Below are 20,188 nucleotides of genomic sequence, written 5' to 3' on the forward strand. Positions count from 1 at the left end.
TTAGAAGTGCAGCAATGACTTCTCGTCGATCGGACGTCGATGTGCCCGCCAGGTCAGCCACTGCACGATGACCAGCACGAGCAGCGTGGGCGCGGCGAACCAGCCGATCACCGCGGCCATGTCCGGCGTGGTGGCAGCCTGGTCGACAGTCAGCTGGTAACCGGTGCCGGAGGACAGGACGACCGGGAATCGCAGCACACCGACCAGCAGTGCCGGGCACGCGCTCAGCAGCATGACGGCGGGCAGGGCCGACTGCGGTCGATTGAGTCCAAAGAGGACCACAAAGTAGGCTGCGAAGGCCACGGCGACAACCGCTAACGCAGCCCAGGAACCGCCGGAAACCGAGAACGCGCCCCAAATCGTCGCTCCAGCCAGGAAAACTCCGGCCGGCAGCAGGAACGACCGCGCCAGGCGCCGAACCCGCCCAGCGATCTCCGCCGGACCGCGCACTGCGAGAAAGATCAGCCCCTGCAAGCAGAACAGCGCGACAAACCCGAGCCCCCATAACACCGCGTACGGATTGAACAACGCCAGAATGTCGTCGACCGGACGTCCTCCCGCGTCGAGCGGGAGCCCGCGCACGAGGTTGCCGAGGAACAATCCCCACGAAACCGCCGTGACCAGCGCACCCGCGGTAATGGCGAACGTCCACGCGCGCCGGTTGCCCTCCGGATGCCGACTTCGCAGCTGCACCGCCGCGGTGAACGTGACCAAGCCCAGCAGCAACAGCACAACCAGCACGTAAGCCCCGGCGAACACGCGTCCCTCCAGATGCGGGAACGCGCCGAACAACACGCCGACCGCAGCAATCAGCCACACCTCGTTGGCCAGGAAGAACGGGCCGACCGCGCCGAGTACCCGCCGCTGTCCGGCTTCGTCGCGAGAGAGCGCGGGCAGCAGCATCCCGACGCCGTAGTCGTAGCCTGCCAGCGCGAAGTAACCGCCCAGCAGCAAACCGAGCACACCCCACCAGATCGTCACCACGGGTCACACTCCACTCAGGACGGGAAGTTCGGTCTCCGCCGCGGCGACGGCCGGACCGCGTTTGGCGATCCGGGCGAGCAGCACCCAGTCGGCGATGGCCAGTGCGGCGAACAACAGCGTGAAAGCAATGAAGGAGAACAGGATCTGCCCGCCGCTGACGTCGGCGACGGCGTCCGCGGTGCGCAGCTTGCCCCACACCAGCCACGGCTGACGGCCGATCTCGCGGACCAGCCAGCCCAGGATCGCCGCGATGAACGGCACGGCGATCCCCGGAACCATCAGGAAGAGCACCAGCCGAGCCCGCAGCAGCCGGTCGCGGAACAACAGCAGCGTGCCGATCAGCGCCGCGAAGAACGCGAAGAAACCGACATTGATCATCATCCCGAGCGGCAGCCCGACGGCCACCGAACCCTTGAACTTGTCCGGCTGATACCCGGCGACCTCGGCGAACTGCGCGAACCCGGCCTGGACCACCAGCACACTGCCGATCAGCGACGTCACGACACCGATCCGCAGCGACCGACGGAAGAAGTCGATCTCGCTGGTGCGCTTGAGAAAGTGGTACGCGCTGACGCCGGTCACGAAGAAACCGCCGGTCAGCAGTGCGGCCCCGATGACGTGCGGCAGCGACGCGACGAGCGCCGGGTTGGCGAACAACGCACCGAAGTCGTCCAGTCGCAGCACGCCGTTCTCCATCCGCGAGCCGACCGGGTTCTGCAGGAACGAGTTGGCGACCATGATGAACAGCGCCGACGCGTACGCGGTCAGCGTGACCAGCCACAGCACCACGAGGTGCAGCCACTTGTTCATCCGGCCGCGGCCGAAGATCCACACGCCGAGGAACGTCGATTCCAGGAAGAACGCCACCAGTGTCTCGATCGCGAGCGGTGCGCCGAAAACGTCCCCGGCGAACGCGGACAGCCCGGTCCAGGTCATCCCGAACTGGAATTCCATCACGATTCCGGTGACGATTCCGAGCGCGTAGTTGACCACGTACAGGCGGCCCCAGAACGCGGTCATCCGGTGCAGCTGCTCGCCTCCGCGCAGCGTCGCGCGGGTCTGCATGATCGCCACCATGGTCACCAAGCCCAGGGTGAGCAGCACAAACAGGAAATGGAACGAGGTCGTGGTCGCGAACTGGAGTCGCGCTATCGGCAGTGGGTCCATGCCGACGGAGCCTATACGTAGCGCGGCTACATGTAGCGGCAAAACCCATGAGATCGGGGTGATCTCAGGGTTTTTCCCGGACGGTTCCGGCGGGCGTGGAGATTAGCCTGCCAAGGTCAAGATGAGTAGACTGCCGACCTATGAAAGCGGACACGTTGCGCGGACACCTCGACGCGTTGCTGCTCGCCGTCCTCGACGGCCGCAAGCTGCACGGCTACGCGATCATCGAGGCATTGGCGCTGCGCAGCGACGGAGCGCTCGACCTGCCCACCGGCACGGTGTACCCGGCGTTGCGCCGGCTCGAGCGCGCAGGCTGGCTTGCCAGTGAGTGGGACGTGGTGTCCGGCCGCAAACGGCGCACCTACCGGCTCACTCGCGCCGGGCAGCAGGCGCTGGCCGCGGAACGGGTGCAGTGGCGGGAGTTCACCACGGTGATCGGTGGAGTGCTGGAACCATGACCACGACAAGCCAGACCGCGTTGAGTCCCATCGAGGCATACCTGGCCGAGTTGGACCGCGCGCTGATCGGCCGCCGCGGCACGAAGGCGGACCTGCTCGCCGAAGCACGCGACGGCCTGCGCGACGCCGCTGAGGCGTACCGCGAAGGCGGCTGGAGCGAGACCGAAGCACAACGCCGCGCGGTAGCGGATTTCGGCCAGATCCGCGAGATCGCCGGTGACTACCAAGCGGAACTGAGCATGCACAACGGCGTACGGACGCTGTGGCTGCTCGTGCTCGGCGTGCCCGCGATGCAGACGTCGTGGGAGGTGGCGCGCATCTTCACCTACGGCTCTTGGTCGCGACTGACCACGCCGAACCCCGGCTGGTACCCGTACGTCACGCAGTTCACCCACGCCGCGATCTACGCCGTGCCCTTCCTCGGCCTTCTCGCGCTGCTGGGCACGCGGTTCCTCAGCCGCCGGTTCGACGGCGTGCGCACGGCCCGGGCCTGCCGGACGCTCGGCGCGATCGCGGTGGGCCTCAACCTGTTCTCCGTGCTGCTGCTGATCGGAGCGACCGGTGTAGTCGACGCGGCGCGGCTGTTCCTGAGCGGTCCGTGCGGGCTGCTGATGGTCGCGTGGGTGGTCCTGTCGTTCCGACTTGCCGTGCTAGCGCGACGTTCCTGGCGGGGGTGTGCCACGATCGTCGCGTGACGACCGCGCTGATCTACCTCGTAGTCATGCTGCTGGTGGCCGCCGTGGTGTTCCTCCTGGCCGCTGTGGTGTTCGGCCGGGGCGAGGAACTGGCGCCGCTGCCGCCGGGCAGCTCGCCCACCCGTCTGCCCGCCGAGGACATCACCGGCGAGGACGTCCGCCAGGTGCGCTTCCAGCTCGTGTTCCGCGGCTACAAGATGTCCGAAGTGGACTGGGTGCTGCGCAGGACCGGCGTGGAACTGGACGAACTGCGCGAACGGGTCGCCCGCCTCGAGGCGGCGCAGCAGCCGCGCGAAGCAGCGCACCGGAGGCCGGCAGGTGAGTGACCTGGTGCTGTCGGTAGACGTCGCGGCACCGGCTGGCACGACCTGGCTCGCGCTCACCGACTGGGCCCGCCAAGGCGAGTGGATGCTCGGCACGCAGGTGCGGGTCATCGAAGGCAACGGCCGCAGCGTCGGCTCGAAACTCGCGGCCTTCACCGGCTTCGGCGGCATCGGTTTCACCGACACCATGGAGATCACGACCTGGGAACCCCCCTTGCGCTGCACAGTGCGTCACCTGGGCAGCCTCGTGCAGGGAACCGGTGTGTTCCAGGTCCTGTCCAAGGGAGCCGGCCACTGCACCTTCGTGTGGGCCGAACACCTCAAACTGCCCTTCGGCCTGCTAGGCCGCGCAGGCTGGCCCTTGGCGCGCCCCGCGTTCGCCCTCGGAGTGCGCCACTCGCTGCGCCAGTTCGCGAGGTTCGCGGAGAACTATTCAATGGGGGAACAATGACGGAACTGCTGGGCGAAGACGGCATCGCCCGCTGCAGCTGGGGCAACTCAGCCCCGGACTACGCGACGTACCACGACGAAGAGTGGGGTGTCCCGCTCCACGGCGAAGCTGAGTTGTACGAACGCTTGTGCCTCGAATCGTTCCAGTCCGGACTGTCCTGGATCACCATCCTGCGCAAACGCGAGAACTTCCGAAAAGCATTCCGAGGCTTCGCGCCGGAGAAGGTCGCCCGCTTCGGCGAGAAGGACGTCGAGCGCCTGATGCAAGACGCCGGAATCGTCCGCAACCGCGCGAAGATCGAGGCGGCTGTGAAGAACGCCCGCGCAGTCGCAGACCTGGACATCCCGCTGGACAAACTGCTGTGGTCCTTCGCCCCCGCGAAGCACCGCCGCCCCCGCACCATGGCCGACGTCCCAGCCATCACCGACGAGTCAAAGGCCATGGCGAAAGACCTGAAGAAGCGCGGCTTCGCCTTCCTCGGCCCCACCACCTGCTATGCCCTGATGCAAGCCACCGGCATGGTCGACGACCACGTAAAAGGCTGCTTCCGCGCCGCGTGAAGTCCGTAAGGCCCACCCTCACTGACTCTGTTTCACCCAGGGTTCCCCTCACGCCCCGCCCCGCCCCGCCCCGCTCCGCCCCGCCCACCCGCCGGAATGCGCCCCCAATGTGGCATTGGGTGCGTCAGGCGCACCGAACGCCACATTGGGTGCGTCGCATGCACCCAATGCCACATTGGGGCGTTAGCCCCCACCACCTACGACACCGCAGCCGGTGCACTCAACCATCGAGGCGCCCAGCCCTTCCCCAACCCCGATACGAAGCCGCCCCGCGGTTCGGGGGTGCTTGTCAAGGCATCTTTCCCGCCTAGACAAGCCACCCCAGACCGTCAGCACAATCAAGCTTCGGGGTGCCCCACGCAACCCCCTTTTTCAGCGGCGCAGCCGCCTACTTCCCCTGAAAGTTCGGCTTCCGCTTCCCCACGAAGGCCTCCACCGCCTCAGTGTGATCCGCAGTAGCCCCCAGAGCAGTCTGCGCAGCGTCCTCAGCAGCCAACGCCTCCTCCAGCGAAGACTCCGCCGCCACCGCCAGAACCCCCTTGATCTTCGCGTAAGCCACCGTCGGCCCAGCCGCGAGCTTCGCCGCCACCTTCTGCGCCCGGGCCGCCAGCTCCTCGTCCGGCACGACCTCCCCGACGAGCCCGATCCGCAACGCCTCCGCCGAGTCCACCGTCCGCGCCATCAGCATCAGCTCGGCAGCCCGCCCGTATCCGATCAGCCGCTGCAGCGTCCACGACGCGCCCGAGTCCGGCCCGAGGCCCACATTCGCGAACGCCATCAAGAACGAAGACGACTCAGCCGCGATCCGCAGGTCACTCGCGTACGCGAAGGCCGCCCCTGCCCCCGCCGCGGTGCCGTTCACCGCCGCGATGACCGGCTTCGGCATCCCGGTGATCGCCTTGACGATCGGGTTGTAGTGGTCGCTCACCGTGTGCAGCGGGGCCGGGTCGTTCGCCTGCAGCAGGCCGACGTGCTCCTTGAGGTCCTGTCCGGCGCAGAACGCCTTGCCGGTGCCGGTGAGCACCACCGCGCGGACGTCCGGGTCCTCGGCGGCCGCGCGCAGCTCGGCGATCAGGCGCTCCTTGAGCTCGACGGTCAGCGAGTTGTACGCCTCCGGCCGGTTCAGCCGCAGGGTGCGCACGCCGTCGGCGTCGGCGGTCAACAGGACGTCGGATGTGGTCACGAATTGCTCCTCTGAAGCGGCGGCTCGGGTTCTCGGGACTGAGTCTCGCACCCTCGGCGGGCGGCATACCAGCACCGATGCGGCGGCAAATGATCGGTCCGCGTTCGCGCCCGGGCGCTGATGAGGGACAATGGGGGACGAGACCCGGCTGGCATGGGAGTGCGCGACCCGGGCGCGCCGGTTGAGACGGAGGGAGCACGCTATGGCGGCCATGAAGCCCCGGACCGGAGATGGTCCCCTCGAAGTGACCAAGGAGGGGCGGGGCCTCGTCATGCGGGTGCCACTGGAGGGTGGCGGCCGGCTGGTCGTCGAGCTCTCCGCGGAGGAAGCGAAGGACCTCGGAGCCGCATTGCAGGAGGTCACTGGCTGACCTGCGCTCTCCCCGCTCTGTCCACTGTGCACCCCGGTCTCCTGATGGAGGCCGGGGTCGGTTCGTCTGCGCCCTAAGGTTGCTCGCTGTGCGTAACTCGCTACCACCCGTTCCCACGAAGCTGCCCGAAATCGAGGTCGTCGCCGCGACGCGCCGCGGAATCCCGCGAGCAGTGCTGGTCGCGCCGGCCGAGGCGGAGGAAGGCGCGGCGTACGGGACGAGCGGACGTACCGCCGAAGTACGCGAAGTGCCCGAAGACGGCGACGCTCCGCGCTGGGCCGCCGGTATCGGCGAAGGCGCGCCGAAGGACTTTCGACAGACCGGTGCCGCGTTGGCGCGCGCGTTCCGCGAAGCGGCCGGGAACCGTCCGATCCGGACAGTCCAGGTCGTACTGCCCGAAGACGCGACTGCCGAGCACGCGGCCGAGTTAGCGATTGGACTGTCGCTGGGCGGGTATCGGTTTGTGGTCACCGCCACAGAGCCGAAGCCGCCTGTACCCGCTGTACGCCTCGTTGTCGCGCACGAGCGCGCTGTGCCCGCGTACGCAAACGCTGTCGCCCGCGTACGCGTTCTTGCGGCGGCTGCTGCCTTTACGCGCGACCTCGCGAACACGCCGTCGAACATCAAGAACCCGGCGTGGCTGGCGAACACCGCGGCGAAGGTGCTGGGCGGCACGGTCGACGTGACGGTGCGGGACGAGAAGTGGCTCGCTGACAAGGGGTTCGGCGGAGTCCTGGCGGTCGGCGGCGGGTCGGCTTCGCCGCCGCGTCTGATCGAAATGACGCACCGTCCGCGCGGCGCGACGAAGCACCTGCTGTTCGTGGGCAAGGGGATCACCTTCGACACCGGCGGTCTTTCGCTGAAGCCCGCCGACGGCATGCACCTGATGCGCACCGACATGGCGGGCGGCGCGGCCGTGATCGCCGCGATGCGCGCGATCGGGGAACTGAAGCTGCCGGTGCGCGTCACCGCGCTGGTGCCCGCGGCGGAAAACCACGTCTCCGGCGGCTCGTACCGGCCAGGCGACATCGTGCGCCACTACGGCGGCCGGACCACCGAGATCGGCAACACCGACGCCGAAGGCCGGATGGTGATGGCCGACGCGCTCGCCTACGGAATCGCCCAGTTCAAGCCGGACCTGATCGTCGACGCGGCCACGCTGACCGGCGCGATGAAGGTGTCGCTTGGCCTGCGCACCGGCGGTGTCTTCGCGACGGAGGACGACCTCGCCGCCCGCGTGATCGAGGCGGGCGCTCGCGCCGGAGAGGCGTGGTGGCGGATGCCGCTGGTCGAGGACTACGCGACCGGCATCGAGGGCGAACTCGGCGACGTCCGGCAGGCCCCCGGCGGCCCGGGCGGGATCATGGCGGCGCTGTTCCTGCGCGAGTTCACTGCGGGGCTGCCGTGGGCGCATCTGGACATCGCGGGCCCGGCGCGCGCGGACAAGACGTACGACGACGTGGTGCCCGGCGCGTCCGGGTTCGCGGCTCGGACGTTGGTGGAGTTCGCGGCGTCTTACGAGGGCTAGTTCTTCGCCGCGAGTTCTTCTTCGCGGCGGGTCAGCACGATGGGGTCGCCGTCGGTGATCGCCACCGTGTGCTCCGAGTGCGCGGTGCGGGAGCCGTCGGCGGAACGGATGGTCCAGCCGTCCGGGTCGTAGACGATCTTGTCGGTCGTGCGCGCGAGCCACGGCTCCAGCGCGAGGGTCAGGCCGGGCCGGAGTTTCATGCCGCGGCCTGCCTTGCCGCGGTTGGACACGTGCGGTTCGCCGTGCATGGTGCGGCCGATGCCGTGCCCGCCGAATTCGGTGTTGACCGGGTAGCCGTAGCCGGTCGCGACCGCCTCGATCGCGGCCGAGATGTCGCCGAGCCGGTTGCCCGCCCGCGCCGCCTCGATGGCGGCTTCCAGCGCCTCTTCGGTGGCCCGGATGATCCGCTGGTCCTCCTCAGCGGGCGTGCCGACGATGACCGTGCGCGCGGAATCTGCTGCCCAGCCGTCGATGGTGACCGCGATGTCCGCGGTGAGCACGTCGCCGTCGCGCAGGGTGTAGTCGTGCGGCAGGCCGTGCAGGACGGCGTCGTTGACCGACAGACAGATGACGTTGCGGAACGGGCCCTCGCCGAACGACGGCGCGTAATCCCAGTAGCACGAGACGGCCCCGCGCCGCTTGATCATGCCGCGCACGTGGTGCTCCAGGTCCATCAGGTTGACGCCGACGTCGGCGAGCTTGCCGACCTCGGTCAGCACCTCGGCGATGAACCGCCCGGTCACGTGCATGCGGTCGATCTCCGCAGGCGTCTTCAGCTCGATCACGACTACCTCGCGTCCTCAAGTTCCGGTATTTCTATACCGGAAACGGTAGCACGGTACCGGGATACAAATACCACCCCGGTCGCTAGTCCGTCCTGCCGAGCACGTGGTCCCGGAACGCTTGGACCGCGGGCGAAAGCGGTTCCCCGGCACGCCAGGCGAGCCCGATCGTCCGGTGGACCGGCGGGTGCAGCGGCACCTCCGCGACCCCAGCAGGGGAGCCGGGTTCGAAGCGCGGCAGGAGCGCGACGCCAAGGCCGGCCCCGACGAGTCCGCGGACGGTGTCGGATTCCTGTCCCTCGAAGGCGACCTTCGGGGTGAAACCGGCGGCGGCGCAGAGGTCGTCGGTGATCCGGCGCAGGCCGTAGCCGGGTTCGAGGAGGACGAACGGCTCGTCGGCCAGCTCCGCGACGCGCACGCCGCGCCGTCCGGCCAGCCGGTGCCCGGCCGGGACCGACAGGTGGATCGGCTGCCGGTCGAGGACGACGGTCTCCAGCCGTTCGTCCTCGACGACCGGGGCGAGCAGGGCGAGATCGAGGTCCCCGGACACGAGCCGGTCGACCATGTCCTGCAATGAACCCTGCACGAGGGAAAACCGCGCGGTCGGGGCTTGTTCGCGATAAGTGCGCAGCAGTTCCGGCACTAGAGACCGGCCGAGCAGGTGCAGAAATCCGAGCACGACGCGGCCGCTCGCCGGTTCGATTTCCTCGCGCGCGAGGCGGACTCCCGCGTCGACCGCGGGCAGTGCGCGCTCCGCCGCGTCGGCCAGAAGTTCGGCGGCGCGGGTGAGCCGGACACCCCGGCCGTCGGGCACGGTCAGCGGCGCGCCGAGGGCCTGTCCGAGCGCGGCCAGCCGCCTGCTGACTGTGGGTTGCGGCACGCCGAGGATCTCGGCCGTGCGAGTGACGTTTCCGGTGCTTCGCAGCGTGGCCAGCAAACACAGGTGCGGGACGAGCTGCGCGGTAAGGCTCTCATTCGGCACAGTATGAATCTTGGCAGATGAACGTATTAGACGTATTGATTAGCCAAGCTTACTTTCAAGGTCATGCTCTCCTCCGCCCGTCGGGCCAAGGTCGCGGTCGCCGCCGCGGGCTTCACGTCGTTCGCCCTGCTCTACGCCCCGCAGGCGGTCCTGCCACAGCTCGCCGGGCAGTACCGCCTCGATCCCGGCGGCGCGGCGCTCGCGGTCAGCGTGGCGACCGGTGCGCTGGCGATCTCCGTGCTGCCCATCGCCGCGCTGTCGGAGGCGATCGGACGGCGGCCGGTGATCATCGCGTCCGTCGTGCTCTCCTCGGTGCTCGGGCTTCTGCTGCCGCTGATGCCGAACTACTCGCTGCTGCTGGTGCTGCGCGCGGTGCAAGGCGTCGCGATCGCCGGATTCCCTGGCGTGGCCACGGCTTATCTCGTGGAACGGCTCGGGAAGACCGGCGTCGCGGCCGCGGTCGGCGCGATGATCGCGGGCAACACCGTCGGCGGCATGACCGGACGGCTGGCCACCGGGTTCACCGCCGGCCCGTTCGGCTGGCGCGGCGCGCTGTACGTGGTGGCCGGGATTTCGCTGGTCTGCGCGGTCGTGACGGTGGTGACGCTGCCGCCTTCGCCGGCCCGGACAGGGGAGCGGCAGGGCCTTCGCGACATCGGCATTGGCCTGCTTTCCGCGGTGCGCCGGCCGGTGTTGCTCGCGCAGTACGCCGTCGCGCTGCTGGCCATGGGCGCGTTCGTCGCGCTGTACAACGCGGCGGGGTTCCGGCTGACCGGCGAGCCGCTGAACCTGTCGCCAGCGATCGCGTCGCTGGTGTTCGTGTCGTACGCGCTGGGCTCGGTTTCCTCAGCCACAGCCAACCGGTTGTCCGCGCGGATCGGCCGTCGACAGGCGCTGGTCGGCGTGCTGGTGCTGACCGCCGTTGGCGCGTTGCTGACGATTCCGGACTCGCTGCCGCTGATCGTCGTCGGCTTCCTTGTGCTGACGACGGCGTTCTTCGCGGCGCATTCGATCGCGAACAGCTGGGCCGCGGCCGACGCCCCGGAGAACGCGCGCGGCCAGGTCGGCGGGCTGTACATGCTCATGTACTACCTGGGCAGCAGCGTCGGCGGCGGGGTCGGCAGCGTGGTCTACGGGCGGGCCGGGTGGAGCTGGCTGATCGTGGCCGTCGTGGTGTGGCTGGGGCTGGCCGTGACGGTGGTGGCGGTGGGGACGCGGGCGCGGCGGGAGGCGCGGGTGCTGGTGGGGTCGTGAGTGCTAATCGCGGTTCTAACCGTGATTGCCACTCACGAGCAGGCCGTGGCCACCAGCAGTCCTCCGCCGACCGGCAGCAGTGCCGGGATCAGCCGCTCGTCCTCCCGCACGGCCCGCGCGACCTCGCGCAACGCCATCGTCTCCGGGTCGCGCCGGGCCGGGTCGGTGAGCCTGCCGCCCGCCAGGACCTGGTGGAACACGATCACCCCGCCGCGGCGCAGCAGCGCGACGCCCTGCTCGTAGTAGCCCGGGTACTCGATCCGCGCGGCGTCGACGAACACCAGGTCGTAGCCGCCCGGCGTGAGCCGCGGCAGGACGTCCAGCGCGCGGCCGACGATGAGCCGCATCCGGCCCGGCGGATAGCCCGCTTCGAGGAAGGTCTTGCGCGCCGCCCGCTGGTACTCCGGCTCGACGTCGATCGAGGTCAGCACGCCGTCGGCAGCCATCCCGCGCAGCAGGTACAGCCCGCTCACGCCGGATCCGGTGCCCACCTCCACGACCGCCCGCGCGGCGACCGTCGCGGCGAGAAACCGCAGCGTCGTGCCTGCTCCGGGGGCCAGCGGAGCGCAACCGAGGTCGACCGCGCGCAGCCGCGCGGCGGCCAGCACGTCGTCGTCGGGCAGGTACCCGTCGACCTGCTCGGCGCCGACCGCCCCGGTCTCGGCCGCCGCCTCTGTCCCCGAACTCACGCGCGAAGGTTAGCGCTGGTTGTCGATAAATCAGCGAAGGCTCCCTGGTAAGCGCCTTCCGGCCCGGGGCAAAGCCCGCGAAAACCCTGGAAAGGCCCTCGCCGGCCAACTTCTCAGGCTGCTCTCAGATCGGTCTCATGAGTTCCATAAGGAAGGCCGACAGACTGAGTCTCAACCACACGGGAACACCGTGTGCCCGGCCCGCGTTGGCAGAGGTGAAGAGGAGTTGACCCAGATGGAGGTGCCTGCTCCCCTGATGCAGAACGCCGAACTGCCGGAAGCCGCTCCGGTGACCGTGGACGCAGCCGAGGCGGCTTGGACGCCGCCCTCGTGGGACGAGGTCGTGCGCGAACACGCCGACCGCGTGTACCGGCTCGCCTACCGCCTCACCGGCAACACGCACGACGCCGAGGACCTGACCCAGGAGACGTTCATCCGCGTCTTCCGGTCGCTCGCGTCCTACAAGCCCGGCACCTTCGAGGGCTGGCTGCACCGGATCACCACGAACCTGTTCCTCGACATGGCGCGCCGCCGCTCGCGCGTGCGCATGGAGGGTCTGCCCGAGGACACCGACCGGATCGTCGGCGACGACCCGAGCCCCGAGCAGCACTACAGCGACACCCACCTCGACCCCGACTTGCAGGAGGCGCTCGACGAGCTGCCCCCGGAGTTCCGGGCCGCGGTCGTGCTGTGCGACGTGGAAGGACTGTCGTACGAGGAGATCGGCGCGACGCTGGGCGTCAAGCTCGGCACCGTGCGCAGCCGCATCCACCGCGGCCGCTCGGCGCTGCGCGCGTCGCTTGAGCGCCGTCGCGCGACCCGGGAGGAATCTGCGAAGGTGGCTGTATGACCGGCTGGCGTTTCGCCGAATCCCACCTCATGCCCGACGCGGTAGTCGCACTGGTCGACGGCGAGCTGACGCCGGTCGCGCACGACCGGGCTCTCGCGCACCTCGCGCGCTGCCCGGACTGCGCGGCGGAAGTGACCTCGCAGCGGCAGGCGGTCGCGGCGGTGAAGGACGCCGGTGCGCCGTCGATGTCCGCGGGATTCCTGGCCAGTCTGCGGTCCATTCCGGAACATACTGATCTGCCTGGTTCGCCGGACAATCTCGCGGTCACCGCGGACGGTCAGCTGGTGGCGATCCAGCGGCCGGACCGGGTGGCCGGGCTGCGTGACGCGGGCGTGCTCGGGGGTGCCGCGCCGTTGGGAACAACCGCGCCGCTCGGGCAGTCGGCGAACGTGCTCGGCGGCGGAAGGTTCGCTTTCAGCCGGAAGCGGGCGGCGCAAGGGGCCGGAGTCGTGGTGTCGGGGCTCGTGCTGAGCGCGCTCGCGCTCGTCGGGACCGCGGCGGATAGCGGGGAAGGGTCCGGCGGGACTGGTCCGGTGCGGGTGCCTAATGCGAATTTGCTGCCGGCGCATATGACTGTGCCCAAGACTGCGGAGGACGGGGCTTCGGTTGGGGAGCCTGAGTCCGAGGTGCCCGACGTGGTGCGGGCTGGGGCTGCTGTCGCGGCTCGGTAGGTCTCGGGCGGCTCGTCGCCTGGCGGCGACATTGCGCCCGGTCGTGCGGTGGGGCACCCGAAGCTGATTGTCATGACGGACGGCGGGTGCTTGTCAAGGCGGGAAAGATGCCTTGACAAGCACCCGCCGTCCGCATTTGGGCTTCGTATCGGGGTGCGGGGGCGGTGTGGGTGCACCGACAGTCGGTGCATCGGCTGCGGGTTGGTTGGTAGTGAGGGCTTGCGCCCCAATGTGGCATTGGGTGCGTTGGATGCACCCAATGTGGCGTTCGGTGCGCGGGACGCACCCAATGCCACATTGGGGCGGCATCCGGGTGGCGGGAGGGGCGGGGAGCGGGAGTGCAGGCAACAGGCATTTCACTGCGGTCTGGGCACACTTCTTCCTAGGCTTGGGTATCGTCGACTCCCAGCCGAACTGAACCGCATCCCGGGGAATGATGACCGACCAGCCGAACGCTAATTCTGATCAGTCCGGTGCCGTCGGAACGGACCGGTTGGGGCCTCGGCCGCTTGAGCGGCCCGCGGTCGACCAGCAGCAGGCTGCTGTCTTCGGGCGTCCGCACGGGGTCGAGGGGGCGTTCGACAAGCTTTACACCCCGGCGCCCAACGGGAACGGGCAGAAGCTCAATCTCGCGCCGCCTACGCCGGAGTCGCTGGCGGAGGCGTTCAGCCGCCCCGCGGGGGCTGAGGGCGTGCGGTTGCAGCGGCCGCTCGAGGCTTCCGGGGAGAGCGGCAGTTCCGAGGATCCGTTGTGGACGGACACCAGCGATCCGTGGCGTGATCCGGCGGCTGGGGCGGTGCTGGCCGGGCCCGCGGTCGTTCCGGAGGAGGACGAGGCCGAGAAGCCGAAGCTGCCCAGCGGTGCGCAGTTGAGCTTGCCTGAGGTGTTGTTCGGGCGGCGGGTGCAGCCGAAGGCGTTGGCTCTGCTCGGGGTTGTCGCGTTGGTGATCGGCGCGGTGGGCGGGCTGGTCGGCTGGTGGGTCGCGGACACGGGGTCCGCGTTGACCGGCAGTGCCACGATTTCCGAGGCGGAGGCGGCCAAGGAGCGGCCGCCGGGGTCGCTGGCGGACATCGCGCGGCGGGTGGCGCCCGCGGTGGTTTCGCTGGAAGTCGTCAAGCCCGGTGCGGACAGCGGCGAGCAGGGTTCCGGCGTGGTCATCGATCCGCAGGGGTACGTGCTGACCAACGAGCACGTGGTCGCGACCGCGGTCGGCGACGCGGCCACCAAAATCACCGCGGTGTTCAACGACGGGACGCGCACCGAGGCCAAGATCGTCGGCGCGGATCAGAAGACCGACCTCGCCGTGGTGAAGGTCAACGTGACCAATCCGGTCGTGATGCAGGTCGGGAAGTCGTCCAATCTGCAGGTCGGGGACGCGGTGATCGCGGTCGGTTCGCCGCTCGCGCTGCAGAACTCGATCACCGCGGGCATCGTCAGCGCGCTCGATCGGCCGGTCACCGCGGGCGGCGACAACGGGGCGGCTCCGGTCACCTATTCGGCCATCCAGACCGACGCGGCGATCAACCACGGCAACTCGGGCGGTGCGCTCGTCGACTCGACCGGGGCGCTGGTCGGGATCAACTCCGCGATCCGCTCGTCGAGCTCCGACGGCGGCAGCATCGGCATCGGGTTCGCCATTCCCAGCGATTACGCCATCAAGATCGCCAAGGCGCTGATCAAGGACGGCAAGGTCAAGCACGCCGACATCGGGATCAACGCGGCCTCGACGGTCGCCGGCTCGTCCACGATGGGCGCGCAGGTGCGCAACGTCGCTCCGGGCGGACCGGCGGCGGGCGCGGGGATCAAGGAAGGCGACGTGATCACCAAGGTCGGCGACCACGTCGTGCGCGACTCCGCCGAGCTGACCGTCGCGGTGCGCAGCCACGACCCCGGCCAGGTCGTCCCGGTGCAACTGGCCCGCGACGGCGCGCTGCTCGTGGTGGACGTCACGCTCGGGTCGGACTGACACCCGCTCTTGCTAACCCGGCCAAAAGCAGGCCGGCCCCCGCGCGGCAGGCAACCGTCGCTGCGAAGCCATTCGGCCGTGGCTGTGGTCGGGTTGGTAACGATCGGCACAGCCGGTGCAGTGCGACGTTCGGGCCTGCCGGGACGAGAAACGGCCCGGGTAGTCTTGGGCGGGGCAGCACCGAGCGGAGGTTTCACGGGTGTTCGACAGTGTCGGCTGGGGCGAGATCCTCGTGATCATCATCGCGGGGCTTTTCATCCTCGGACCCGAACGGCTGCCGGAAGCGGCGGCCTGGATGGCGAGGAGCGTCCGCAAGGCCCGCGACTTCGCGACCGGCGCGCGCGAGCAGCTGCGCGAGGAAATGGGCCCCGAGTTCGACCAGCTGCGCAAACCCCTCGAAGACCTGCGCGGATTGCGCAACCTCGACCCGAAGCGGGTCGTCACGCAGCACCTGTTCGACGGGGATTCGGACCCGCTGGGGCTGAACGGGTTCAAGAACGACCTCAACGGGAACGGGTCGAACGGGTCGAACGGCACCCCGACGATCAAGCCGCAGACCGCGGTGCCGCAGCCGGAGCCGTTGAAGCCGGGGGAGCGTCCGCCGGTGGATCCGGACGCCACCTGATTCCCGCTCACGACCAGCCAAGCCGACGCGCGACGCGCTGATCAGGCTGGGTAGCCTCAGGGCATCAGCTCAACCGACCCTGGAGGTTCCCGATATGTCACGCCGTGCGGCTGCGCTGGCCGGAACGATCGCTGCGGCCGCCTTCGCCGTCGCCGGGTGCAGTGCCGACGACGAGCCCAGCACCAAGGCGCCCGCCACCTACACTTCGGTGCCCGCCCCGGCGATGCCGTCCTCTTCGGCGCCGTCGAACGCTCCGTCGAGCGCTCCCGGGAACGGCAGTGCCACCGGTGAGCAGCCGAACGTCAAGCGCGGCGCGCAAACCGGCGAGGCGGGCGTCGACGTGCTGGTCACCGTCGCCTACCAGGGCGGGAAGGTCACGCCGCCGGCCGGCGTCGTCGACGTCAAGGTCGGCAACAAGGTGAAGATCCTCGTGTCGTCCGACCAGCCGCAGAACATCGACGTCCAGGATCTGCCCGACAAGTCGGGCGACGTGTCCGCGAAGAAGCCCGAGGACATCGACTGGACGGTGACCAAGCCGGGCGACACCAAGGTGACGCTCCGCGAGTCCGGCGCCGTCCTGGTGACGATCCACGCGGCCTGAGCGCACGAAAAGAGGCGTGCACCTGGACCAGGTGCACGCCTCTTTCGCTGAGCGGGGATCAGCGTCCGGCGGGGCTGACGTTCAGCATCATCCCGGCCAAGCCGCGCGCCCGGACCGACAGCTGCTTCGCCGCGTCCTTCAGCACCAGCGCCGCCGGGGCCTCCGGATCGGACAGCACGATCGGCGTGCCTTCGTCGCCCTGTTCGCGCAGGCGCGGGTCCAGCGGGACCTGACCCAGCAGCGGCACCGTGGATCCCACCGACTTCGACAGCGAATCCGCCACCGTCTGGCCGCCGCCCGCGCCGAAGACCTCGATGCGCTCGCCGGCCGGGGTTTCCAGCCACGACATGTTCTCGATCACGCCCGCGACGCGCTGCCGCGTCTGCATCGCGATCGCGCCCGCGCGCTCGGCCACCTCGGCGGCGGCCTGCTGCGGCGTCGTCACGACCAGGATTTCCGCGTTCGGGATCAGCTGCGCCACCGAAATCGCGATGTCGCCGGTGCCCGGCGGCAGGTCCAGCAGCAGGATGTCCAGGTCGCCCCAGAACACGTCGGCGAGGAACTGCTGCAGCGCGCGGTGCAGCATCGGGCCGCGCCACACCACCGGGGTGTTGCCCGGCGTGAACATGCCGATCGAGATCACCTTCACGCCGTGCGCCTGCGGCGGCATGATCATCGTGTCGACCTTGGTCGGCTTCTCGCGCGCGCCCAGCATGCGCGGCACCGAGTGGCCGTAGATGTCCGCGTCCACCACACCGACCGACAGCCCGCGCTCGGCCATCGCCACGGCCAGGTTCACCGTCACCGACGATTTGCCGACGCCGCCCTTGCCGGACGCCACGCAGTACACCCGCGTCATCGAACCCGGCTGCGCGAACGGGATCACCGGCTCCGCCGCGTCGCCGCGCAGCGATTTGCGCAGCTCGGTGCGCTGCTCGTCGCTCATCACGTCCAGCTCGACCCGCACGTCGGCGACGCCGGGGAGCTTCGAGACGGCCTTCTTCGTGTCCGCGGTCAGTGTCGCCTTCAGCGGACAGCCCGCGACCGTCAGGTAAATCCCGACGTCGACCACCCCGTCGTCGCCGACCGCCACGTCCTTGACCATGCCGAGGTCGGTGATCGGTTTTTTGATTTCCGGGTCGTACACGTCCTTCAGCGCGGTGCGGACGTCGTCGACGCTGGGGAGCTGCTGTGTACCAGTCACGCTTCCATCGTACGTACTGCCCAGTTCAGCTTTGCTTGGCCTTGCGCGGCTTGGAGTCCACGTCGAGATCGTCGCGCAGCCGGTCGAGTTCGCTGCGCAGGTAGTCGCGGGTCGCGACCTCGCCGATGGCCAGTCGCAGCGCCGCCAGTTCGCGGGCGAGGTACTCGGTGTCCGCCTTGGTCTGCGCGGCACGCGTGCGGTCCTCTTCCAGCGACACCCGGTCCCGGTCGTCCTGGCGGTTCTGCGCGAGCAGGATCAGCGGCGCGGCGTACGCGGCCTGCGTCGAGAACGCCAGGTTGAGCAGGATGAACGGGTACGGGTCCCAGCGCAGCGACACCGCGACCAGGTTCAGCGTGATCCAGACGACCACGATGAGCGTCTGCCAGAACAGGTACTTCCCGGTGCCGAGGAACCGCGCGACCCGTTCGGTGAACCGGCCGAAGGTGTCCGGGTCGATGTTCAGCCGCAGGCGGGCCTGGCTGCGGGGCTGGTCGAGCCTGCGGCCGGTCCTGAGCTCAGCCACGGTCGGCCTCCTCTAGAACAGCGCCGTCGGCGCCGTCAGTGACGTCGTGCAGTCCGGTTTCGCGCCAGTCGTCGGGCAGCAGATGGTCGAGCACGTCGTCGACGGTGACGGCGCCGAGCAGATGGTCCTCGGCGTCCACGACCGGGCCGCAGGCCAGGTTGTACGCCGCGAAATACCGGGTGACCTCGGACAGCGTCGCTTCCGGGCGCAACGCGGTGAGGTCGGTGTCCACCGCGCTGGCCACCAGTTCGGCGGGCGGTTCGCGCAGCAGCCGCTGGAAGTGCACGACGCCGACGAACCGGCCGGTCGGCGTTTCGGTCGGCGGGCGGCACACGAACACCATGCTGGCGAGCGCGGCGGGGAGTTCGGCGTTGCGGATGTGCGCCAGCGCCTCGGCGATCGTCGCGTCCGGCGTCAGCACCACCGGTTCCGGCGTCATCAGGCCGCCCGCGGTGTCCGACGAATACGCCAGCAGCCGTTTGACCGGCGCGGATTCCTCCGGCTCCATCAGTTCCAGCAGCCTGCTCTGCTCGGCGGGGGCGAGTTCGGCGAGCAGGTCCGCGGCGTCGTCCGGGTTCATCGCCTCGAGGATGTCCGCGGCGCGTTCCTCGGCGAGATAGGACAGCAGTTCCTTCTGGTCGTCCTCGGGAAGCTCCTCGATGACGTCCGCGAGCCGTTCGTCGTCCATCGCGTCGGCGACCTCGTGCCTGCGCTTCATCGGCAGGTCGCGCAGGGTCGCGGCGACGTCGACCGCGCGCATCGTGTCGAACAGCATCAGCAGCTGGCCCGCGCCTTGCGGCTGTCCCGCGAGGTCGGTGAGCCCGAGCCCGGCGACCTCGTTCCACGGCAGCACCTGCATCGCGGTGCGCCGCCTGCCCAGCGCCAGCCGGGCCGAGCGCTCACGGACGGCGAGTTTCGCCAGCACCCAGTCCCGCGTGCGGGTCGGCTCCATCCCCGCGTCGACCACGGTCACCCGGGTGTCCGCGCCGGTGAGCGTCGCGTGCGCGTCGAGGAGCTGGCCGCACACCAGCACCTCGTTGGGCCGCTGGTGGAAATGCCGCATGTTGACCGAACCCGTGGCCAGCGTCACGGCGTTCGGTTCGATCGAGGTGACCCGCAGCATCGGCACGAACACCCGCCGCCGGGTCGCCAGCTCCACGACCATGCCGAGGATCCGCGGCGGCTGCTGGTCCAGCCGCAGCCCGGCGACCACGTCGCGGACCTTGCCGATCGACTCCCCGTCGGGCCCGAACACCGGCAGACCCGCGAGCTGTGCTGCGTAAACCCGGTTTGTGCCTGCCATGGCGCCGACACTATCGGCTGGCGCCCGAGCGCGCTCGGGCCGCGACTCGGCGAATTCTCAGCCGGCCATGGCCCATCGGGTGAGCACGGGCAGCGCGTCGGCGGACGGGCCGTCGTCGTCCTCGGGCAATCCGCCGAAGTCGGCCAGATCCTGGGCGTGCCATAGCCGGTTCTGCACCGCCCGGACGAGCGTCCACGCCTTGGCGCGGTCGCGGTCCAGACCGCTCGCGGCGAGCTTCGAGTCCAGTGTGGATTCACTGAACCGGTTCCACAGCAACGAAAGCGCGCCGTATTCAAGGTCGCCCGCGAGCGGCTTCGGGTCGATCACCAGCCACGGTTCGCGGGTGCCCGACAGCACGTTCTCGTAGTGCAGGTCCTCGTTCACCAGCGCGTTTCCGGCCTCCGGACCGAGATCGCGGCACACTTCCAGCGCCGCGTCCAGCTCCCGGCGGGGGAGCGGTTCGCCCAGCTCCCGCCACGATTTCGGCAGCTCTTCGAGCAGTTCCTCCGCGATGCCGGGAAGCGTGCGGGTGAGCTCCGCCGGCGCGGGCACGGCGAGCCGGCGGGCGAGTTCGCTCATGATCTCGACGGCGGGCAGCAGCGGTTCTCCGTCGAGTGTTCGGCTGTCGTCGAGGCGCTCCAGCAGCATCGCGCCGTCCTCGGGCACGGATTCGTGCAGCAGCACCGAACCTCGACCGGCCCATGTGGACAGTGCGAGCGGTTCGTCGCGCGATTCCTCCTCCACCCAGCCGAGTTTCAGCACGACGCGGGAACCGTCCGCGCGCCGGGCGGGCTGGACGACGCCGACGTAGCCGTGCCGGGCGGTGTCCTCGAACTCCAGCTCCCACTTCCGGGCGTACCGCTGCGCGAGAGCGGGCAGCGACGCGAGCCACGGGACGGCTTCCGGGCCCAGCACCTTCGGGGCGCGTTCGGCGAAGAAAGGCGGGATTACCAAAACGGTCACAACCCCCATCGTGGTCGGCCGCGCAAGCCGTTTCCGGCGTTGTTCCGCGCGCGTAC

The 20,188-nt window shown here is 69.6% G+C and carries 23 protein-coding genes; 13 read left to right on the forward strand and 10 right to left on the reverse strand.

Features of this window, described 5'->3' with window-relative positions:
• Both L3Q65_RS41395 and L3Q65_RS41400 read right to left on the reverse strand, forming a co-directional pair.
• The gene (locus tag L3Q65_RS41395; RefSeq protein ID WP_237598076.1) at positions 1 to 984 is read right to left on the reverse strand and encodes a cytochrome d ubiquinol oxidase subunit II; all 984 of its coding nucleotides are present in this window, start codon (positions 982 to 984) and stop codon (positions 1 to 3) included.
• 3 nt (positions 985 to 987) lie between these two features.
• Positions 988 to 2,151, reverse strand: coding sequence for a cytochrome ubiquinol oxidase subunit I (locus L3Q65_RS41400; protein ID WP_237598077.1), 1,164 nt, complete (start codon positions 2,149 to 2,151; stop codon positions 988 to 990).
• 140 nt (positions 2,152 to 2,291) lie between these two features.
• Between L3Q65_RS41400 and L3Q65_RS41405 the strand changes: the two genes are divergently transcribed.
• From L3Q65_RS41405 to L3Q65_RS41425, 5 genes are read left to right on the forward strand one after another with little or no spacing between them, the layout of a single operon-like run.
• Complete coding sequence (locus L3Q65_RS41405; protein WP_037815937.1) at positions 2,292 to 2,609, forward strand: helix-turn-helix transcriptional regulator; 318 nt, start codon at positions 2,292 to 2,294, stop codon at positions 2,607 to 2,609.
• On the forward strand, positions 2,606 to 3,304 hold the full coding sequence (locus L3Q65_RS41410) for a permease prefix domain 1-containing protein (RefSeq protein WP_182894392.1): 699 nt from the start codon (positions 2,606 to 2,608) through the stop codon (positions 3,302 to 3,304). The genes L3Q65_RS41405 and L3Q65_RS41410 overlap by 4 nt, the downstream gene beginning before the upstream one ends.
• On the forward strand, positions 3,301 to 3,630 hold the full coding sequence (locus tag L3Q65_RS41415; RefSeq protein WP_182894391.1) for a DivIVA domain-containing protein: 330 nt from the start codon (positions 3,301 to 3,303) through the stop codon (positions 3,628 to 3,630). The genes L3Q65_RS41410 and L3Q65_RS41415 overlap by 4 nt, the downstream gene beginning before the upstream one ends.
• Entirely contained in the window at positions 3,623 to 4,078 is a 456-nt protein-coding gene (locus L3Q65_RS41420; RefSeq protein WP_043831994.1) for an SRPBCC family protein, read from the forward strand. The genes L3Q65_RS41415 and L3Q65_RS41420 overlap by 8 nt, the downstream gene beginning before the upstream one ends.
• Positions 4,075 to 4,638: a DNA-3-methyladenine glycosylase I gene (locus L3Q65_RS41425; protein WP_067585755.1), complete on the forward strand. Its 564-nt coding sequence runs from the start codon at positions 4,075 to 4,077 to the stop codon at positions 4,636 to 4,638. The genes L3Q65_RS41420 and L3Q65_RS41425 overlap by 4 nt, the downstream gene beginning before the upstream one ends.
• 388 nt (positions 4,639 to 5,026) lie before the next feature.
• On the opposite strand, the gene L3Q65_RS41430 is transcribed toward L3Q65_RS41425, so the two are convergent.
• Positions 5,027 to 5,821: an enoyl-CoA hydratase-related protein gene (locus L3Q65_RS41430; RefSeq protein WP_182894390.1), complete on the reverse strand. Its 795-nt coding sequence runs from the start codon at positions 5,819 to 5,821 to the stop codon at positions 5,027 to 5,029.
• A 202-nt stretch (positions 5,822 to 6,023) separates the two neighbouring features.
• Between L3Q65_RS41430 and L3Q65_RS41435 the strand changes: the two genes are divergently transcribed.
• Both L3Q65_RS41435 and L3Q65_RS41440 read left to right on the forward strand, forming a co-directional pair.
• Positions 6,024 to 6,191 (forward strand): DUF3117 domain-containing protein, encoded by a 168-nt coding sequence (locus L3Q65_RS41435; RefSeq protein ID WP_005155393.1) that lies wholly within the window; start codon positions 6,024 to 6,026, stop codon positions 6,189 to 6,191.
• An 88-nt stretch (positions 6,192 to 6,279) separates the two neighbouring features.
• Entirely contained in the window at positions 6,280 to 7,719 is a 1,440-nt protein-coding gene (locus L3Q65_RS41440) for a M17 family metallopeptidase (RefSeq protein ID WP_182894389.1), read from the forward strand.
• Here L3Q65_RS41440 and map read toward each other — a convergent pair.
• Both map and L3Q65_RS41450 read right to left on the reverse strand, forming a co-directional pair.
• Complete coding sequence (map, locus tag L3Q65_RS41445; RefSeq protein ID WP_182894388.1) at positions 7,716 to 8,504, reverse strand: type I methionyl aminopeptidase; 789 nt, start codon at positions 8,502 to 8,504, stop codon at positions 7,716 to 7,718. The genes L3Q65_RS41440 and map overlap by 4 nt on opposite strands.
• An 82-nt stretch (positions 8,505 to 8,586) precedes the next feature.
• On the reverse strand, positions 8,587 to 9,483 hold the full coding sequence (locus L3Q65_RS41450; protein ID WP_182894387.1) for a LysR family transcriptional regulator: 897 nt from the start codon (positions 9,481 to 9,483) through the stop codon (positions 8,587 to 8,589).
• A 63-nt stretch (positions 9,484 to 9,546) separates the two neighbouring features.
• Here L3Q65_RS41450 and L3Q65_RS41455 point away from each other — a divergent pair, with 63 nt between their 5' ends.
• Complete coding sequence (locus L3Q65_RS41455; protein ID WP_182894386.1) at positions 9,547 to 10,737, forward strand: MFS transporter; 1,191 nt, start codon at positions 9,547 to 9,549, stop codon at positions 10,735 to 10,737.
• 32 nt (positions 10,738 to 10,769) lie between these two features.
• Here L3Q65_RS41455 and L3Q65_RS41460 read toward each other — a convergent pair whose 3' ends face one another.
• Positions 10,770 to 11,426: an O-methyltransferase gene (locus tag L3Q65_RS41460; protein WP_182894385.1), complete on the reverse strand. Its 657-nt coding sequence runs from the start codon at positions 11,424 to 11,426 to the stop codon at positions 10,770 to 10,772.
• Between the two features lie 235 nt (positions 11,427 to 11,661).
• Between L3Q65_RS41460 and sigE the strand changes: the two genes are divergently transcribed.
• The 5 genes from sigE (at position 11,662) to L3Q65_RS41485 (ending at position 16,139) form a co-directional block, all read left to right on the forward strand.
• A complete protein-coding gene (sigE, locus tag L3Q65_RS41465; protein ID WP_182894384.1) occupies positions 11,662 to 12,276 on the forward strand; it encodes an RNA polymerase sigma factor SigE in 615 nt (204 codons plus the stop codon).
• Positions 12,273 to 12,947 (forward strand): anti-sigma factor, encoded by a 675-nt coding sequence (locus L3Q65_RS41470; protein WP_237598078.1) that lies wholly within the window; start codon positions 12,273 to 12,275, stop codon positions 12,945 to 12,947. Before sigE ends, L3Q65_RS41470 begins: the two co-directional genes overlap by 4 nt.
• A gap of 436 nt (positions 12,948 to 13,383) precedes the next feature.
• A complete protein-coding gene (locus L3Q65_RS41475; protein ID WP_182894382.1) occupies positions 13,384 to 14,913 on the forward strand; it encodes a S1C family serine protease in 1,530 nt (509 codons plus the stop codon).
• A 199-nt stretch (positions 14,914 to 15,112) separates the two neighbouring features.
• Positions 15,113 to 15,538, forward strand: coding sequence for a Sec-independent protein translocase protein TatB (gene tatB, locus L3Q65_RS41480; protein ID WP_182894381.1), 426 nt, complete (start codon positions 15,113 to 15,115; stop codon positions 15,536 to 15,538).
• A 94-nt stretch (positions 15,539 to 15,632) separates the two neighbouring features.
• Entirely contained in the window at positions 15,633 to 16,139 is a 507-nt protein-coding gene (locus L3Q65_RS41485; protein ID WP_182894380.1) for a hypothetical protein, read from the forward strand.
• 58 nt (positions 16,140 to 16,197) lie between these two features.
• Here the strand turns inward: L3Q65_RS41485 and L3Q65_RS41490 are convergent, their stop codons facing one another.
• Genes L3Q65_RS41490 through L3Q65_RS41505 form a run of 4 tightly spaced genes read right to left on the reverse strand, consistent with a single transcriptional unit; the run spans position 16,198 to position 20,132 of the window.
• A complete protein-coding gene (locus L3Q65_RS41490) occupies positions 16,198 to 17,343 on the reverse strand; it encodes an Mrp/NBP35 family ATP-binding protein (protein WP_182894379.1) in 1,146 nt (381 codons plus the stop codon).
• Positions 17,344 to 17,368: 25 nt separating this feature from the next.
• Positions 17,369 to 17,866, reverse strand: coding sequence for a DUF1003 domain-containing protein (locus L3Q65_RS41495; RefSeq protein WP_182894378.1), 498 nt, complete (start codon positions 17,864 to 17,866; stop codon positions 17,369 to 17,371).
• Positions 17,859 to 19,169 (reverse strand): magnesium transporter MgtE N-terminal domain-containing protein, encoded by a 1,311-nt coding sequence (locus tag L3Q65_RS41500; RefSeq protein WP_182894377.1) that lies wholly within the window; start codon positions 19,167 to 19,169, stop codon positions 17,859 to 17,861. Before L3Q65_RS41500 ends, L3Q65_RS41495 begins: the two co-directional genes overlap by 8 nt.
• Positions 19,170 to 19,226: 57 nt before the next feature.
• Positions 19,227 to 20,132, reverse strand: a complete 906-nt coding sequence (locus tag L3Q65_RS41505; RefSeq protein WP_182894376.1) for an aminoglycoside phosphotransferase family protein — start codon at positions 20,130 to 20,132, stop codon at positions 19,227 to 19,229.
• Positions 20,133 to 20,188 lie beyond the last annotated feature (56 nt).

The sequence above is a fragment of the Amycolatopsis sp. FU40 genome (genome assembly GCF_021903635.1).
Lineage (GTDB): Bacteria > Actinomycetota > Actinomycetes > Mycobacteriales > Pseudonocardiaceae > Amycolatopsis > Amycolatopsis dendrobii.

What these genes read in the sequence shown, in the direction of transcription:
- L3Q65_RS41400 (WP_237598077.1), bottom strand. Translation starts at nt 2,151, where the DNA reads ATGGACCCACTGCCGATAGCGCGACTCCAGTTCGCGACCACGACCTCG.
- L3Q65_RS41405 (WP_037815937.1), top strand. Translation starts at nt 2,292, where the DNA reads ATGAAAGCGGACACGTTGCGCGGACACCTCGACGCGTTGCTGCTCGCC.
- L3Q65_RS41410 (WP_182894392.1), top strand. Translation starts at nt 2,606, where the DNA reads ATGACCACGACAAGCCAGACCGCGTTGAGTCCCATCGAGGCATACCTG.
- L3Q65_RS41425 (WP_067585755.1), top strand. Translation starts at nt 4,075, where the DNA reads ATGACGGAACTGCTGGGCGAAGACGGCATCGCCCGCTGCAGCTGGGGC.
- L3Q65_RS41435 (WP_005155393.1), top strand. Translation starts at nt 6,024, where the DNA reads ATGGCGGCCATGAAGCCCCGGACCGGAGATGGTCCCCTCGAAGTGACC.
- L3Q65_RS41455 (WP_182894386.1), top strand. Translation starts at nt 9,547, where the DNA reads ATGCTCTCCTCCGCCCGTCGGGCCAAGGTCGCGGTCGCCGCCGCGGGC.
- sigE (WP_182894384.1), top strand. Translation starts at nt 11,662, where the DNA reads ATGGAGGTGCCTGCTCCCCTGATGCAGAACGCCGAACTGCCGGAAGCC.
- L3Q65_RS41470 (WP_237598078.1), top strand. Translation starts at nt 12,273, where the DNA reads ATGACCGGCTGGCGTTTCGCCGAATCCCACCTCATGCCCGACGCGGTA.
- L3Q65_RS41475 (WP_182894382.1), top strand. Translation starts at nt 13,384, where the DNA reads ATGACCGACCAGCCGAACGCTAATTCTGATCAGTCCGGTGCCGTCGGA.
- L3Q65_RS41485 (WP_182894380.1), top strand. Translation starts at nt 15,633, where the DNA reads ATGTCACGCCGTGCGGCTGCGCTGGCCGGAACGATCGCTGCGGCCGCC.
- L3Q65_RS41500 (WP_182894377.1), bottom strand. Translation starts at nt 19,169, where the DNA reads ATGGCAGGCACAAACCGGGTTTACGCAGCACAGCTCGCGGGTCTGCCG.